The organism is Agrobacterium sp. 6Ca8 (assembly GCF_055382765.1).
Genome location: NZ_AP026435.1, coordinates 1 through 16,499 on the forward strand (window position 1 = coordinate 1; position 16,499 = coordinate 16,499).

At 57.0% G+C, this 16,499-nt stretch carries 12 protein-coding genes and 1 pseudogene; 7 read left to right on the forward strand and 6 right to left on the reverse strand.

Annotated features, from left to right (window positions below):
- The first annotated feature begins 40 nt into the window (after positions 1 to 40).
- The 4 genes from repA to ACZ5A6_RS23560 all read left to right on the forward strand — a co-directional run bounded on the left by repA (position 41) and on the right by ACZ5A6_RS23560 (position 4,987).
- The gene (repA, locus tag ACZ5A6_RS23545; protein WP_003518687.1) at positions 41 to 1,324 is read left to right on the forward strand and encodes a plasmid partitioning protein RepA; all 1,284 of its coding nucleotides are present in this window, start codon (positions 41 to 43) and stop codon (positions 1,322 to 1,324) included.
- On the forward strand, positions 1,321 to 2,346 hold the full coding sequence (gene repB, locus ACZ5A6_RS23550) for a plasmid partitioning protein RepB (RefSeq protein ID WP_065687698.1): 1,026 nt from the start codon (positions 1,321 to 1,323) through the stop codon (positions 2,344 to 2,346). Before repA ends, repB begins: the two co-directional genes overlap by 4 nt.
- Positions 2,347 to 2,548: 202 nt before the next feature.
- Complete coding sequence (gene repC, locus ACZ5A6_RS23555) at positions 2,549 to 3,763, forward strand: plasmid replication protein RepC (protein ID WP_112403060.1); 1,215 nt, start codon at positions 2,549 to 2,551, stop codon at positions 3,761 to 3,763.
- Between the two features lie 552 nt (positions 3,764 to 4,315).
- Complete coding sequence (locus ACZ5A6_RS23560) at positions 4,316 to 4,987, forward strand: glyoxalase superfamily protein (RefSeq protein ID WP_080802252.1); 672 nt, start codon at positions 4,316 to 4,318, stop codon at positions 4,985 to 4,987.
- Here the strand turns inward: ACZ5A6_RS23560 and ACZ5A6_RS23565 are convergent.
- The 3 genes and pseudogenes from ACZ5A6_RS23565 to ACZ5A6_RS23575 form a co-directional block, all read right to left on the reverse strand.
- Positions 4,950 to 5,108, reverse strand: a pseudogene (locus ACZ5A6_RS23565) (recombinase family protein); the annotation flags it as partial. The gene ACZ5A6_RS23560 and the pseudogene ACZ5A6_RS23565 overlap by 38 nt on opposite strands.
- 151 nt (positions 5,109 to 5,259) lie before the next feature.
- Positions 5,260 to 7,773 carry a CoA transferase gene (locus tag ACZ5A6_RS23570; protein ID WP_112403061.1) on the reverse strand — a complete coding sequence of 838 codons (2,514 nt, stop codon included), beginning with the start codon at positions 7,771 to 7,773 and terminating at the stop codon, positions 5,260 to 5,262.
- A gap of 24 nt (positions 7,774 to 7,797) precedes the next feature.
- Positions 7,798 to 9,486, reverse strand: a complete 1,689-nt coding sequence (locus tag ACZ5A6_RS23575) for a GMC family oxidoreductase (RefSeq protein WP_112154677.1) — start codon at positions 9,484 to 9,486, stop codon at positions 7,798 to 7,800.
- 160 nt (positions 9,487 to 9,646) lie between these two features.
- Here ACZ5A6_RS23575 and ACZ5A6_RS23580 point away from each other — a divergent pair, with 160 nt between their 5' ends.
- The 3 genes from ACZ5A6_RS23580 to acuI all read left to right on the forward strand — a co-directional run bounded on the left by ACZ5A6_RS23580 (position 9,647) and on the right by acuI (position 12,295).
- Positions 9,647 to 10,576, forward strand: coding sequence for a LysR family transcriptional regulator (locus ACZ5A6_RS23580; RefSeq protein WP_112154676.1), 930 nt, complete (start codon positions 9,647 to 9,649; stop codon positions 10,574 to 10,576).
- A 63-nt stretch (positions 10,577 to 10,639) separates the two neighbouring features.
- Complete coding sequence (gene acuR, locus ACZ5A6_RS23585; RefSeq protein WP_112154675.1) at positions 10,640 to 11,302, forward strand: acrylate utilization transcriptional regulator AcuR; 663 nt, start codon at positions 10,640 to 10,642, stop codon at positions 11,300 to 11,302.
- A 12-nt stretch (positions 11,303 to 11,314) separates the two neighbouring features.
- Complete coding sequence (gene acuI / locus ACZ5A6_RS23590; RefSeq protein WP_065658955.1) at positions 11,315 to 12,295, forward strand: acrylyl-CoA reductase (NADPH); 981 nt, start codon at positions 11,315 to 11,317, stop codon at positions 12,293 to 12,295.
- Between the two features lie 444 nt (positions 12,296 to 12,739).
- On the opposite strand, the gene ACZ5A6_RS23595 is transcribed toward acuI, so the two are convergent.
- The 3 genes from ACZ5A6_RS23595 to ACZ5A6_RS23605 all read right to left on the reverse strand — a co-directional run bounded on the left by ACZ5A6_RS23595 (position 12,740) and on the right by ACZ5A6_RS23605 (position 16,387).
- Complete coding sequence (locus tag ACZ5A6_RS23595; protein WP_464111535.1) at positions 12,740 to 14,458, reverse strand: sensor histidine kinase; 1,719 nt, start codon at positions 14,456 to 14,458, stop codon at positions 12,740 to 12,742.
- A 106-nt stretch (positions 14,459 to 14,564) separates the two neighbouring features.
- Positions 14,565 to 14,933 (reverse strand): response regulator, encoded by a 369-nt coding sequence (locus ACZ5A6_RS23600; protein ID WP_112403062.1) that lies wholly within the window; start codon positions 14,931 to 14,933, stop codon positions 14,565 to 14,567.
- Complete coding sequence (locus ACZ5A6_RS23605; protein ID WP_113049348.1) at positions 14,933 to 16,387, reverse strand: histidine kinase dimerization/phosphoacceptor domain -containing protein; 1,455 nt, start codon at positions 16,385 to 16,387, stop codon at positions 14,933 to 14,935. The genes ACZ5A6_RS23600 and ACZ5A6_RS23605 overlap by 1 nt, the downstream gene beginning before the upstream one ends.
- Positions 16,388 to 16,499 lie beyond the last annotated feature (112 nt).

The following is a 16,499-nucleotide window of genomic DNA, read 5'->3' on the forward strand; positions in this document are numbered from 1 at the left end:
ATCCGGTTAACCGTAAATAACTGGACGGCGAAACAGAATCATGTTGTACCTTTGGCGGACGATGGTCGGCAAACCGGCGAATGCCCGCCAAGAGGAAAATATGGCGATAGCAAAACACGCAGAAATGACGAGCGGTCAGAAGGAAGACGCGGGCGCCAAGATCATGCGCCATGCGGGTCTTCTGTCTCAGCAGTTGCAGGACCTTCGCACCCGCATGTATCCTCCGAAGTCGGAGAAAAGCCTGCGACCGTTCCTCACCAACGAAGTCTCCAAGCTGACCTCAATACCCGATTCTACGCTGAAACTCATGTCGAGCGAAGGCCGTGGACCGATCCCTGGCCGGCTGGAAAATAACCATCGTGTCTATACGCTTGCTCAGATCAATGAATTGCGCGAGCTCTTTGCCGCCCAAAAGCCTTCTGAAGCGCTGAGATTTTCTCCTCGCCGACGCGAGGGCGAGCATCTCCAGGTCGTTGCGATCGCCAACTTCAAGGGCGGCAGTGCCAAGACCACGACCTGCGTCCATCTTGCGCATTATCTCGCGCTGCAGGGCTACCGCGTCCTTGCTCTTGATCTCGATCCGCAGGCATCGCTTTCTGCACTGTTCGGCGCGCAACCTGAGTTTGACGTTGGTGCCAACGAAACGATCTACGCTGCTCTTCGCTACGACGACGCCGAGCGCCGGCCAATCCGCGATATCATCCGCAAGACCTATTTCGACGGGATCGATCTGATACCCGGCAACCTCGAAGTGATGGAATATGAGCATGAAACGCCGCGGGTTCTGGCGCAGAAATCGGGCTCGGGAGCGATCTTCTTCGAACGGTTGAAGCTTGCTCTTGCCGAGGTTGATCAGGACTACGACGTCGTCATTCTCGATACTCCGCCGTCTCTCGGGTTTCTGACGCTGAGTGCGATTTATGCTGCGACCAGCATGATTATCACGGTACACCCGGCGATGCTCGATGTCGCATCCATGAGCCAGTTTCTCCTGATGATGGGGGACCTGATAAGCGTGCTCAACGAGAGCGGAGCGCAGCTTGATCAGGATTTCATCCGCTATCTCATTACCCGCCATGATCCCAACGACGCACCACAGTCGCAGGTCGTTGCGTTGATGCGCCATCTCTTCGGAACGGATGTGCTTCTTCCGACGCTGATTGAAAGCACTGCTGTCGAGGCAGCAGGACTTGCAAAGCGCTCGATTTACGAACTCGAAATGGGCCAGATCGGCCGTGACACGCATAAACGCGCACGCGAGGCGGTTGATGCCGTCAACGAAGCGGTCGTGAAACTCATCAACACCAGCTGGGGACGCACATGACCAACAAGTCATCGCGTAAATCCATCGTTGCAAATTTTGGCCTGCTGTCGGCGGAACTTGAAAACCGGCTGGCGACCGATGCTCCTGCCTCCCCGCAGCAACCTGCACCAACTGCACGTGTCGGTGCCGGCGTGATCGGTGCGGCGCACAGGGCGATCGACGACATCAAATCGGAACGCGACCGCCTCAAGGCGCTTGTTGAATCGGGTGGTGGTGCGATCAGAGAGCTCGACCCGTCAAAGGTCGATCCCTCTCCCTTTCCCGATCGACTTCCAGATGACGATGCATCGGATTTCGAGTCTTTCAGGAACTCGATAAAGTCCGAGGGCCAGAAGGTCCCGATCCAGGTCCGGAAGTCACCAGCGTCGCCCGATCGCTATCAGGTTATCTACGGCCATCGCCGGCTCCAGGCAGCGCGAGATCTTGGAATTCCGGTCAAGGCGATCGAAGTCGAGATTTCCGACGTCGAGCTTGTCATTGCGCAGGGTATTGAAAATGCCGATCGCCAGGATCTGACCTGGATCGAGCGCACCCTGTTTGCCCGCCGTATGGATGATGCCGATGTGAAGCCTCGTGATATCAAGGCGGCATTGTCTATCGACGATCCCGAGCTTGCACGAATGCGAGCGGTTTATCGCGCACTTCCGCTCGATATCGTCGAGACAATTGGTCGGGCAGCCAAGGTCGGTCGTCCAAGGTGGGTGGAGTTTGCGAAGGCTTTCTCCGAACAGCCTGACCTGCATGATGAACTGCGCAGGGTGCTTTCGGCCGCTACGCAAAGACGGCTTGGATCCGATCAAAAGTTTCTGGCCGCCTTTAACGCCCTGAAACCTGCCGCACCGTCGAAGGCCGGCAAGATGATTGCCGGCGCCGCAGGCGAACCACTTGGCAGCTTTTCGCGCACGAACAAGGATATCCGTATTTCTGCGGATACACCGGCCGGAGCAGAATTCCTGCGTTTCATCGAAGCGCAGCTGCCATCACTGGCTGAGCGGTTCACGCGCGAAAGATCAAAGATTTGAACTGAAGCTGAGAAACAGACTTCGGAACCATTTTAAGTAAGGAAAACGCGCAAAAGAAAAAGGCCCCCGAAACGTTGCCGTCATGGAAGCCCTTCTCGTCGTGTGAGAGCTAGAGAATCGCATTTCCATGAATCCTAGTCAAGAGTCTTTGGCACCGTTTTGGTGAGCGTAAATCTTTTGCCTTTTTGAAGAGGCGAGGGACATGGAAGGTGGACAAGTGACGACGCCGTTTGGGCGGCGGTCGGTAACGCTTGCGCTTGTGAAGCAGCAGATTGCCACGACCAGGATCAAGGAAGGCAAGTCGGCAGACAAATGGAAAGTCTTCCGCGACGCATCGGAGGCGCGAGAGGTGCTTGGTCTGCAGGATCGCAGCCTTGCAGTGCTCGATGCGCTTTTGAGTTTCTATCCTGAAAATGAGCTGCGCCAGGACGCACAGCTTATCGTTTTCCCGTCGAACATCCAGCTGTCAATTCGTGCGCATGGCATTGCGGGCGCTACCCTGCGGCGTCATCTTGCCCTGCTTGTCGATGCAGGGCTGATCATCCGCAAGGATAGTGCAAACGGCAAACGCTACGCCCGAAAGGATGGTGAAGGCTCGATCGAGCACGCCTTCGGTTTTGACATATCGCCGCTTTTGATGCGCGCCGAGGAACTGGCATGCCTTGCCCAGCAGGTGGCTGCCGATCGGATCGCGTTCCGCAGGGCAAAGGAGAACCTAACGATCTGCCGGCGGGATATCCGCAAGCTGATTACGGCAGCCGTCGAAGAGGGAGCTGCAGGCGATTGGGACGAGCTGGAAGAACAATATCTGGCCGCTGTCAGGCGAATTCCTCGAAACCCGACGCTCGACGAACTGAGAGATTTGGGCATCGAGATGGATAATTTGCGGCAGAACATCATCAACCAGTTGAATTCCGATGATTTTTCTTCAGAAATGACCACCAATGATGCTCAAAATGAGCGTCACATACAGAATTCAAATACCAACCTCCTTAATGAACTTGAACCTAGCTCTGAAAAAGAGCAGGAGGCGAAGCCGAGCCAGAATAAGCAGGCCGAGCATGTGCCGATTAAGGCTTTTCCGATTGGTCTCGTCTTGCGCGCCTGCCCCGAGATTTTAAACTACGGTCCTGAAGGCCAGATCAGAAACTGGCGAGAACTCATGACGGCCGCCGTTGTGGTCAGATCGATGCTCGGGGTGAGCCCGTCCGCATATCAGGAGGCCTGTGAGGTGATGGGTCCGGAGAACGCGGCAGTGACGATCGCCTGCATTCTCGAGCGGGGCGGCCACATCAATTCGGCCGGCGGGTATCTCAGAGACCTAACCAATCGGGCCAAGCGAGGTGAGTTTTCGCTGGGGCCGGTACTGATGGCGCTATTGCGGGCGGCCGGTCATTCGGTGAAGGCAACGGGGTGACGTTGACGTAATGGATGAGGGTTCCCGTTGCGCCGGTGTTTCCATCTGGAGACTGGAGCATTTGAGGAATCCATATCCAGGTTTGGGGGCTTTCCCTTCATTTTCCGGCCTTCCATATCAGTTCCTTCCGCCTCAATGTTTACGACCCAACGACAGCTGAACTCTTGTCGGATTGCAGCCAGGTTAAAAGGCCGAGAGAGACTGACATCAGCTACCGGACGTTGTTCACGGAGCTGATGCGGCGGACGTTGGGTGCCTAACTTGCGGCGGACTTCCGTTTGGAAGGGTAGTTCGTGACTGTGACGGTCAAATAACGCGACTATTGGGGGTCGTTTGCGGGAGGGGGCGAAATCCTACGCTAAGCCGAGGACCACTTTTGCGGGCTCGACATTGCGCGAATCATTTTCCGCCAATAGTTTGAAGCTTGGCACCGTGCGGCCAGCCGCTTGCTCCTCTGGAATGGCGAAGGCACGGATAATCCTGGTTTGACCCTTATGGGCGACCGTCAGCAATGCAAGCACTGACAACGGCGCGCCCTTTGAGGATCAAACTATGCTTTCCTTTTCAGACTCGAAATCTATGGCCAAGGCTCTTCGCAAGTTGCTGGAGGAGCACAATCTGCAGCTTTCACACAGCGCATGCCTTGAAATCGTCGCTCGCCAATTTGGTTTTGCAAATTGGCAGGTTCTGAGTGCCGCCTGCGAACACGAAAAACAACTTGCCGTCATTGTTTTCGTTGAACATGGTCGCCAGCGAGAAGCTGCCGCGTTTTATATGTCGGCGTTTAACGCCTCCCATGTGCGAACACATGAAGATAGCAATATTCTCTATGCAATAGATCTCGACTTAGGCGGGATCAAAATTACGGTCTCGGGCGCCAATCCGAGGCGCGAGGCGGAGCCGCATCGAGGAGGCCCTTTCTTCCCCAAGGCAAATGGCGCGGTGAATTCGATTTTTTCGCTCACGGTCGCAGATGCCGAAAAGACACTGCAGCAGGCAATTGCTGCAGGAGGAACGGTCCGAAATCACCTCGAGATCAGTGACGAACGTAAGCGAGTGGCAAGCTTTTTCGATCCATTCGGGCATGTCTGGGCTTTAACCGAAGCGCAGCGGATGAAGATTTCGCCTCGGGAACTGGATAAATTGCGCGCGGCCGAATTGGCCCGTGCGCGGGAAATCAGAGGCGTCACGCCTGCCCCAGAACCCGCCGGCCATAATCTCTGAGTTCACCTTTTGGGCCGACATATCGGTAAAGGGTGACACGCTCGATCCCCAGTTCCTTGCACAACTCGGAAACGGAAGTGTCACGCTGAGCCATGGCGGCCTGCGCTAAACGCACCTGCGCTGTATAAGTCATGTCGAGGCAAAAAGTTCTTTCATGTCACTTCCTCCCAAGGTGCCATGTTGAATATCTAACCCGTTAATGCCATCGCGTACTTGGACGGGCCGTGACCGGCTTCGGTATCCTCCTCAGAACACGAAGCTGCCGTGTCCTGCTAACTCGGCAGATACTCTGCGCTCCAACTCTCGCTGATCGTGCCGGATGCAATCAACCGATCGATCTCATTATCGGTGTAGTTCAGGTCGCGGAGAACGGCACGCGTGGAGGTGCCGTACTTCTCCGCTGGCGTTATAGCCGTCACCTTGCCGACTGCCGGACGGATGGCGAAGGGGTCAAGCTGAGTGACGGTGTGCCCGCTCGGATGGTCTGGAAAAACCGAGAATGAATAACTACCCCGGTCGATCCCCGGCGTGCCGTCGGCAATGCGGGCGCTGCGGCTGCGGATCTCTTCGATGTTCTCGCACAGAGATACGCCGATATCGGCTTTCTGCAGGCGCTGTTGCCAGGTTTCAGCAGGTGCCGTCATGAAGGCTTTCGCCAGATAGGCCTCGCGATCGGATGCGGTCATCTCGACAATTGCCTCAAGCCCCTCCGCCCTGCCGAAGCGTGGCAAATCAACTTCCGAAGCACATAGAAGAATATAATCCCCCGACGCCGTCTCGTAGAGACGCGACAGGGCGTTACATCCCTTGGTCTCGCGACCGGAAGGCTCATCGAAGGGACCTCGGTTGGCATAGTCATAGCAGAAAGGTATCTGGGCGAGACCGGTAAGCGCCGACAGCGATGTCCGCGGGCGACCAATGACCCCGGTTCTGGATTTCTGGTACAGAGCGGCGGCGACCCCGAGCGCCGCGCCGAAACCGCACATCACGTCAATGGTTCCAACATGGGCGTGTTCCTCCGGCGTGTCCATGGAGCCGCCGAAACGTAACATGATGCCGGTTGCCGACTGCACGAGGTCGTCATAGCCGAGATAGTCGGTACGCGGACCGGTGCGCACGCCGCCGAAGCAGTCGAGCTGGCAGAAGATCGCTTGGGGGTTGAGCGCTTTCAGGCTTTCGGCATCGAGCCCCATCGCCTTGACCTGACGGTCGGTGGCGTTCCAGACAACGACATCGACTGAGCGCACCAGTTCTTCGAAAACGATGCGGCCATCGGGCGAACCTATGTTCAGCAGCACGGACTGTTTGCCGCGCATGTGGGACATGCCGAAGATCACGGTGTTCCAGCAGTCATAGAGCGGCTTGGCCGGATCGATCTTGATGACCTCCGCACCGAAGCGGGCAAGATAGGCGACCGAATGCGGACCGGCGATCACATTGCACAGATCGAGAACCTTGACGCCGTCCAGCCAGCTGCCGGGGGCCTCATTCGCTACAACTGGCAAGGAAGGGTGCTCCATGCCGGCGAGCAGTGCTAGCGCCTCCTTGGCCGTTCCCCAACGTCTCGGGCTTGGCATTAACATAGATTCGGCGCTCTCCTGCAGCCAGGCCATAGGCCCCGGCTGGGTCATGCGGCCGAAGATCGGATCGTCCACTTCGATCATGAGGCCGGCAGCCTTGGCAGGATCGTCGGCGATCCATTCCTTCAGCCAGCGTTGCGGCGCACCCGGGAACAGCCCTTCTCCGAAGACACGTTCCCATTCGGAAGCCGTTTTGGTCAGGAAAACATCCTTCATGCGAGCCGCGATTTTGTCAGCCCAGAATTTCGGGAGCGGATAGACACCGAGCGAAACGTCCGAAGACCACTGCGAAACTGGAAGATAGGTGTCTTCCTCCTCGCGCAGTCCTTCAGCAACGAGCTCGTCGTAAATGCCAAGCGCTTGCAGGCAGCGTTTGGCATGGTTCTTGTGGCTGGGGCAGACCAAGTAGAACATCCGCCCGTCGGCGCACCTATAGCTGCGATAGAAGGGATCGAGAAACTCCTGGAGGTCGTCAAAAGACATGTCCATTTGCAGGTCCTCGCCGCGCCGACGCTCGATTTCCCGCTCGCGCTGGGTTTTATAACGCAACGGATAGTCGTCAATCAGAATGGAATTGTAGGACAGGCCCTCCATGACGGCGCTTGCCAGCGGCACCTCAATATGATCGCCGTGGCCGGTGCGCTCACGCGCCTGAAGCGCCAACACCGTCGCGGAGGCCGCAAGCATCGTACCATATGCGGAAGAGAGTGGGAGCGGCGAGAAAGACGGGTTGATACCCATAAGAACGCGGTTTAAGCCCATATCCGTAAAGACGCCCGACGAGGCTGCGATCACTGTCTCGAAGGCTCGCCAGTCCCGGCGGAGTTCATCGTCGGAGGCGAAACCTGGGATAGACAGGGTGATCAGCTCAGGCCGCGATTTACGCAAAGCCGAAAAATCGATCCCGAGCCGGGCAAGCACACCAGGGCGGAAGTTCTCGATCACAATATCAGCCTCGGCCACCAGCGCTTTCGCCTCAAGCAAACCCTTCTCCGTTTTGAGGTCGAGTGCGACGATCAGCTTGTTGCGGTTGAGGATGGCGTTGGCGGGGTTGTCCCAGAGCGGCCCGCTGGGGGGATCGATATGCACGACGGTCGCGCCGAGATCGCCAAGGATCATGGCCACGGCCGGGCCAGCAATATACTGCCCAAAATCAACGACTCGAACGCCGGAAAGCGGAAGCGTTGAACGTGCTATTGATGTCATCCTGTAACCTCCCCCAATAGTTTTCTATGCGTGTGCGTCAGCAATAATCCAGCCGGCTGCCTTTTCGGCGATCATCAGCGTCGGCGCATTGGTGTTACCACTGGTGATCTTCGGCATGATGCCCGCATCGACGACCCGCAGTCCCGCGATTCCTCGAACCTTGAGGCGACTATCGACAACCGCCATAGGATCGTCATCCCCGCCCATCTTCGTCGTACCAACCGGATGGAAGATGGTGTTGGCAATATCGCCCGCAAGCCGCGCCAGCTCCTCATCGCTTTGGAACTGCGGGCCCGGTTTCCACTCCTCCGGCCTATATTTCGCCAATGCTGGCTGCGACACGATTTTGCGCACTTGCCGCAGACTTTCGGCAGCAATCCTGCGGTCGTCGTCCGTGCTGAGATAGTTCGGCGCAATCGCGGGCGCTTCCGACGCCTTATTGGAGCGAATATGAACGCTGCCCACGCTCGATGGATTGAGGTTGCAAACGCTGGCTGTGAAAGCGGGGACAGTGTGCAACGGTTCGCCGAAGGCGTCGAGGCTGAGCGGCTGGACGTGATACTCCAGATTGGCGTGGGCCTGGCGTTCGTCCGAACGGGTGAAGGCGCCCAGCTGCGAGGGCGACATGCTCATCGGACCACTGCGTTTCAACGCATATTCGAGCCCTATCATCGCTTTACCAAAGACGCTGTTGGCGAGCGTATTCAGCGTTTTCGTATTACCGACCTTGAAGACGGCACGGATCTGCAGATGGTCCTGAAGATTTTCTCCGACACCTGGCAGGTCGTGTTTGACCTCAATACCGAAACGCTTCAGCAATCCCGCTGGACCGATGCCAGATAATTGCAGGATTTGTGGTGAGCCGATGGCGCCGGCCGACAGAATGACTTCTCCCCGCGCCCCAACCTCCGCGCGCTGCCCTTGACGCTCAACAATAACTCCGATGCACCGCTTGCGACCAGATGCCTCGTTCGCAAGGATCAAACGCTCGACATGAGATTGCGTCCAGATCTTCAGGTTTGCGCGGTTTTTCGCTGGGCGCAGGAAAGCCTTGGACGTGTTCCAGCGCCAGCCCGAGCGCTGGTTCACCTCGAAATAGCCGACGCCTTCATTGTCGCCACTGTTGAAATCGTCCGAACGCGGAATGCCCGCTTCCACCGCGGCTTCTGCAAAGGATTCGAGGATATCCCATTTCAGCCGCTGCTTCTCGATGCGCCATTCGCCGCCATGGCCATGCATGTCGGAAAATCTGCTGTTGCCACCAGTCTTCGGGTCTGCGCCATGGTCCAGACGGTAGTGGTCCTCGTGCGCCTTGAAATCGGGCAGGCAATTTTGCCAAGACCAGGCATCGTCGCCGGTTGCCGTTGCCCACCCGTCAAAATCGCGTGCCTGACCACGCATATAGATCATGCCGTTGATCGACGAGCAGCCACCAAGCGTCTTACCGCGAGGATAGCGTAGCGAACGACCGTTCAGTCCGGAGTCCGGTTCGGTTTTGTAAAGCCAGTCTGTGCGTGGGTTGCCGATACAATAAAGATACCCGACCGGGATATGTATCCATGGGTAGTCGTCCTTGCGGCCGGCTTCCAGCAACAGAACATGTTTTGACGGGTCACGACTGAGGCGATTGGCGAGCAGGCAGCCTGCGGAGCCACCACCAACAATAATGTAGTCAAAAACGTCGTGGAAATTGCCGGAACCATCATTCCTCATTGGGTTACCCTCCAATCGCGATGGAACACCACACAATTATAAGACTGGACACTTTGCAGTGGCATGCCATGCTTCCTCCCTGCTTTATATGCAGCCATAGCCAACATTCGCTCGTGAAATCCAATGACAAATTCAACCAAGCATTATAAGTGAAATTAATATGCTGGAAGGTATCGATCTGAGAACATTGCGAGCGTTTGTTACCGTAGGGCGAGAAGGGAACGTCACCCGCGCCGCCGAGCACCTGCACGTCACGCAGCCTGCGGTGACGCTTCAGTTGAAACGCTTGGCCGCTGACACCGGGCTAACCCTGTTCCGGCGGACGTCGACAGGTTTGGAGTTGACACAGGAAGGTTCACTGTTGGCGGCAAAGGCCGAGCAAGTGCTGGCGGCGCTGGCGGACTTCGGCCAGACAGCCGGACGTTTATCGACCGGCGTCCGGGGAAAATTGCGGATCGGTACGATCATCGATCCGGAGTTCACACGATTAGGGGCGTTTCTGAAAGCACTTATCGAAAACGGGCCAGGTATCGAGACAACGCTGCGTCATGGCATGAGCGGCGATGTGCCGGAGAGGCTGAAGCGAAACGAACTCGACGCCGGTTTTTATCTTGGTGATCCAAGGGACTATGACCCGCCGACCGATGTTACTGGAGGGAGTACAGCGTCGCTTTTCCACTCTCGCGCACTTGCGCAATTGACCTATTGCGTCGTCGCTCCGCCATCGCTCGCAAGCTTTGTGCGAGGAGCCGATTGGTTACAGCTTGCCTCCCTCCCATGGATCGGCACCCCACCCGCATCAGTCCATAACCGGATGCTGGCCCGCCTGTTCACCAATCTTGGCGTTCGCCAACAGATTGTCGCCCAGGTGGACCAGGAAGCGTCAATGATTGCCATGACACGCACAGGGATAGGGCTGAGCCTTTGCCGGGAGTCGATTGCCCTTTATGAACAGCAGTCTCATGGACTGGTCATCGCTGATAATGTGAAGCTCTCGACGACCTTAAGTTTCCTTTGCCTGGAAGCGCGCTTGGGCGATCCGTCGATCGTCGCTGCATTTGACGCAATCAAACGAGTTTGGGTTCAGTAAACCGACTTCGCGGTCTAAAAAGTCCCTCCTTGATTTAATAGACCAACCGGTCTACTAAAAGCCATGCCTCAGCAAAACCCTTCACTCGCCCAGAGTCAAAAGCCCAAGCGCGGTCGCCCGCGCCTGGCACCGGAGGAATCGACAAGACGGCAAAACCTCATAAGAGCCGGGCTCGAGCACCTCACCGAGAAGGGCTATTCCGCGGTCGGCATCGACGAAATCCTCAAGGCCGCCGGCGTGCCGAAGGGCTGTTTCTATCATCATTTCAACAGCAAGGCCGATTTCGGCCTCGCGCTCGTTGCCGCATATAACGACTATTTTGTCGAGCTGCTCGACCAAACCCTTCTCCAAGAAGCAAGGGCACCCCTCGATCGGCTGCGAGACTTTACGACAAGGGCAGAAGAAGGCATGGCTCGCCATGGCTTTAGACGCGGCTGCCTCGTCGGCAATCTGGGACAAGAGATGGGGGCGTTGCCAGACGATTTTCGCGCCGCGCTCACCAGAACTCTGGAGGGATGGCAGGCACGCACGGCGCATGTGCTGCGTCAAGCGCAAGCGGAGGGCATGATCGATCCCGAGCAGGACCCGGATATCCTTGCCGAGACCTTCTGGATCGGCTGGGAAGGCGCAGTGCTTCGCGCCAAGCTTGAACTGCGTCCGGAGCCCCTCCGCCACTACGCCATGACTTTTTTTCGTCTGATCGAAAGCCGATCTCTTCAACCTTGAAAGGAACCCGCTTTGAAAGCCATCCTGATTGAGAATGTCGACGATAATCAGACCGTATCGCTAACCCAAGTCGATGAAGCGCACCTGCCTGAAGGCGATGTGCTGGTAGACGTCTCCTATTCGACTCTCAATTACAAGGATGCGCTGGCGATCACTGGCAAGGCGCCTGTGGTTCGGCGCTTCCCCATGGTACCGGGCATAGATTTCACCGGCACGGTCGCTGACAGCACCCATCCGGACTTCAAGGCCGGGGACCAGGTCATCCTCAATGGCTGGGGCGTTGGCGAAACCCATTGGGGCGGATTGGCCGAGCGTGCTCGCGTCAAAGGAGACTGGCTGGTGCCGCTGCCTGATGGCCTCGACTTGCGGCAAGCTGCTGCGATCGGCACTGCTGGCTACACGGCGATGCTTTGCATGCTGGCTTTGGAGCGGCATGGCATCACGCCCGACAAAGGCGAGATTATAGTCAGCGGCGCAGCTGGAGGTGTCGGCAGTGTTGCCACCGCGCTGTTGGCGGCAAAAGGCTATGCCGTGGCAGCCGTGACCGGCCGCGCCTCTGAAGCAAACTACCTGCGTGAGCTTGGTGCGTCCTCCGTGATCGACCGCGCCGAGCTGACCGGAAAGCTAAGGCCGCTTGGCAAGGAACGGTGGGCCGGCGGGATCGACGTTGCAGGAAGCACCGTGCTTGCAAACATGCTTTCGATGATGAGCTATCGCGGCGTTGTGGCGGCCTGCGGTCTGGCGGCGGGCATGGATTTGCCCGCCTCTGTCGCTCCCTTCATCCTGCGCGGCGTGACTTTGGCGGGGGTCGACAGCGTGATGTGTCCGAAGCCCGATCGTCTCGAAGCGTGGACACGGCTCTCCTCGGACCTCGACATGGGCAAGCTCGAGAAGATGATCACAGCAGTGCGTTTTTCCGACGTCATCGAGACGGCGCCCAAGTTTCTCGACGGGGCTGTGCGCGGGCGGGTTGTTGTGCCGGTGGCATCCTGACGGAGTTCATGGGGCGGCAGACGACACGTTCAACAAACTCATAAAACCGGCACGAAATAGATAATTGGAGACGCTTTCGCGAGATGGTTCAAAGTCCAGAGGATAAAGTTGCCGCCAGGACCAGGCTTCCCAAAATTCTCAAATCCTCCGGAAGGAGCGGTCACGGCCTGGTACACCATGCACATTACTACAATAGCTGAAGGCAGAGAAGCAGGCCGCGCCAAGATCCACGCATGGCGAAAGCCGCTTATGACGAGCGAGACGGCGCTCGCGCGGCGATCTGGGGCGCAAAATCCTGGGAGTGATGCTTTTGAGTTGGCTACGTGTCGGCGAGAGATAGTCATGTTTCAAAATGTGACCCAAGGCTCAAAGGATCAAGTGAAGCTCTTGAAAGGATACGAACGTGCCTCGCTCCAAAAATCAGACTAGGAGTTATTCATACACCTAGCTTTGACTCTTCGCTTGAAACGTAAAACGGGTTTCAACTTCGTCCGACCTCACCTCAATCTGCCCGCTATGTGCATGGGCGATCTGAGACGCGATAAACAGCCCCAGCCCCAGACCCTGTGCACCCGACCGACCTTCACCACGCCTGAACGGAAGAAACATACTGTCGATCTGGCCTGGCGGGATTGCGGAGCCGCCGTTCACGACGCAAATCCTCAGGACGCCACCTTCATCCTCGCCCGTGATCTTCACTGGCATCATTTCACAGCCGTGCACGACAGCGTTCGACAGCAGATTTGATACCATTTGGGCTATTCGCGGATGATCAACCGTGATGGCGTTAGGAAAAGCGAAAGACGCGCTTATCTCGCGGTCAGGATGAGCCACGCGCAGCTCATCAACCACGTGCTGAAGCGTGTCGCCCATATCGCCCTCTGACAGCGTTAGCGAGAGACCCCCACCCATCCGCACTCTTGCCAGATCCATGACGTTGTCAACAAGTCCCGACATACGGGATATGCTCGTTTTCATGAGTTTTAGAATGACTGAACTGCGTTCGGTCCATCCCTCCTTCATGAGCCGGCTGGTACCTGCGTTCAAGGCAGCGATCGGATTACGCAAATCATGTCCGAGAACAGCGATAAACTGTTCGCGCAGTTCGGCGATTTCACGCTCGCTCTCCAGCGATGCCGCTGTCGCTCTCAACCGTTCCTCAGTGTCGAGATGATGGGCAATGAGTTCTGCAAACAGCTTGAACGTTTCGAGAACCTGCGGGTTTTTCACCTTCGCGGGGTTTGGGTCGATCGCACAAAGGGTTCCCCAAAACATGCCATTCGAGAGTATGATGGGTTCGGATATATATCCCCTGAGGCCGTAAATACGAGGTGTGTGATGGTCGCGATACATAGGATCTTCGGCGGCGTCATCAAAAGCGATGGTCTGGCGGTGCCCTCTGATCTCATTGCAAAGGGTGCTTTCGATCGGCAACTCGTCGCCCGGTTTTAGACCGAACCCGACCGGGTCAAGGACCTGGCACGCGATCCAGCGGGTTTCGGTTACGCGTGCAACCGCTGCAAATCCCATCCCCGTCATTTGCAGCACGACGTCGAGGATCCTCGGAACCGCAGCTATCCCCGAGACGCGGCTGATGTCTTCAGAAAAGTCGCTCTGCTGCACCAGAAGATGCGGAATTGCAGGCTTAATGCGCGGTCTGGTGAGAGCCGCGATGAACTCGGCATTTTCGAAAGCGGCCGCTGTAGCTTCCGCAAGCGCCTCAAGTATTCCGATCTCCCACTCTGCAGGAGAATATGGCTGCGACCAATATGCGCCAATCGCAGCTATCGGCTGCTCTGCACGAACAGGCGCCATTGCTAGCGCCCGCACGAACGTGTTCGCATACAGTTCCTGCGGTATCCGTTCGTCAGTCGAGATATCGGGAATGACTGCCGTCTTCCTGTTGATCATCGACCACCCGCTGACGCAAGCAACCGCTGGAAACGTGTGACCTTTCCAGAGCGGGCCGATCCCATCCTCCTCCACGTAGCGGCAGAGGTCACCTTCCCTAAGGATCACCGCGACACCTTCACATCCGATGAGGGACCGTGCGCTGGTTCGGATTGTGTCGACCGCCTCATCCACACTCCGTGCACCAGCTATTTTCGCAAGAGCTTTAGAGAGCGAAGACAAGGGTGTGGAACGTCGTGTGCTTTGATCCATCGACCATCGTCTTTCCGGCATTGCCGCGGAGTTGTGGGCCTGATCTTATATAGGGAACTTCAATAGCAGGAACGATGCCCCTGTCGCAAATATAAAGCGAACAGGCTCAAATGGCGACCAGCATCAATGAAGAGAGGACCTCGCGTTCCGAGTAGGGCTTCCCGACGAAACCGATGGGATGCCACTGCTGCGCCTCGGCCCGCGTGTGCTCATCAAGGTTTCCGCTGACGAACAGGGATGGAATATTCCAACGCTGGCGAAGGGCTGCTGCGGTTTCCACACCGTTCGTTCCGCGAGCGAGATTGACGTCCATGATGGCGACGTCCACCCCGCCGCTTACCTTCTCGGCGAGCGCAATGGCTTGCGGCATGTCAGACGCCTGTCCGATCACTGTGTGGCCCGCATCGAGAAGCATGTCTTCCAGATCGAGCGCCAGCAGCATTTCGTCTTCAACGATCATCACCCGTAGAGGCATCAGGTGCCTTTCCCCGGAAATTTCACGATTGCTCGAAGACCATCACTGCTCATCTCTTCGTGGAATTCACCCTCGATCTGAGCCGCCATGCTTGCAATGAGCTTCGATGACAGTTCGCTCGCTGGAGCATCTGTCGGAAAAGCATGCTGATCGTAAACCGTCAGTGCAATACAACCAGAGGAAAGCTGTTTCAACGATAGATGGACGGAAGACGTGATGTCCTCGGTTCGTCGTAGTCGCTCGGCGATGAGTTCGTTTACGATGACAGATACCGGTATCGCACGTTCGGTCGTAAGCGCGATCGGATCGACATCGACTTCGATTTGACGGCTGGTAGCGGAGTTGGTCAGGTCAAGGCACAGCCTGGTAAGGTGGTCGGCCATATCCACCGATAGGGAATTGTCCGTCCGGTAGAGCCCCTCGTGAACCGAGATGATCGCCCTGACACGACCGATGGCCTGCTCGAAGGCTTCGATGACATCAGGGTCTTCCAGTCGGCGGGCCTGTAGCCGAAGCGTACTGACGACAAGCTGGAGACTGTTTTTGACGCGATGGTTCACTTCCGCCAGAAGAACATCCTTCTGCTGCAAAAGTTCTTCTTGGGCTTGGACCGAGTTGGAAAGCCTTGCCTCGCGAGCACGATCCGCCGTGACGTCCATCAACACGCCGATCATCCGCACCGCACCGCTCGACGTTCTCAAAACCTCTCCTCGCGAGGCGACGTAGCGGATGTCGCCCGTTGGCAAAACGATCCTGTAGTCGAAATTCAGCACTGTCAAATCGGGGCTGCCGATCGCGCTCTCGACGATCGCTCTCACTCTCGGCAGATCGTCGGGATGCATCTTTGCAAAATACGGCGCAGCGACAGGCCCGCCGGTGCCCGGTTCAAACCCGAACAATTCATCGACAGAATGGCTCCGCCGCCAGATGTCGGTCTCAGGCTCATATTCCCAGGACGCAAGGTCAGCGGCGTGATGGGCGATACGCAACCGAGCATCGGCTTCGCGCGACTTGACGACACTTTCCGTCACATCCATCGGATTTTGAATGATGTATTCGATGGCTCCATCGTCCCCGGCAACTGGGGTATGGACGGGAGTCCAGAACTTCTGCACAAAACCGCCCTCTGGTCGAGGAATGTCGTACTGGATGACAGCCATCTCGTGTGGCTTGCCCGTGGCCAGGACATGTCGCAGCGAGACTTCCAGAGGGCCCTGCTCTACTGTGCCTACGGCGTCGGGATTTTCAGGGAAGGCCTCAAGGATATGACGCCCAACGATGTCGTCACGTGTTCGATCGGTGAGGCGGAGATAGCTGTCGCTTGCGCCCACAATCCTCAAGTCGTGGTCCAGGATGAGGTAGGGCTGCGGCATTCCCCGGACTATTGCAGCGAAGTCGGCTATTGGTTGCATGAGGGTCAATAGGATGAAAACTCCGCCAAGCGGATGATCCACGACGAAAGATTGCCTGCCCGAAGTACGTTCAATTACAGAACTCTTTCATTTTCGCTTAGATCGACGACCCTAAACTCGATTTCGACGAAAAAGGTTCCGCGTCAAAAACTAA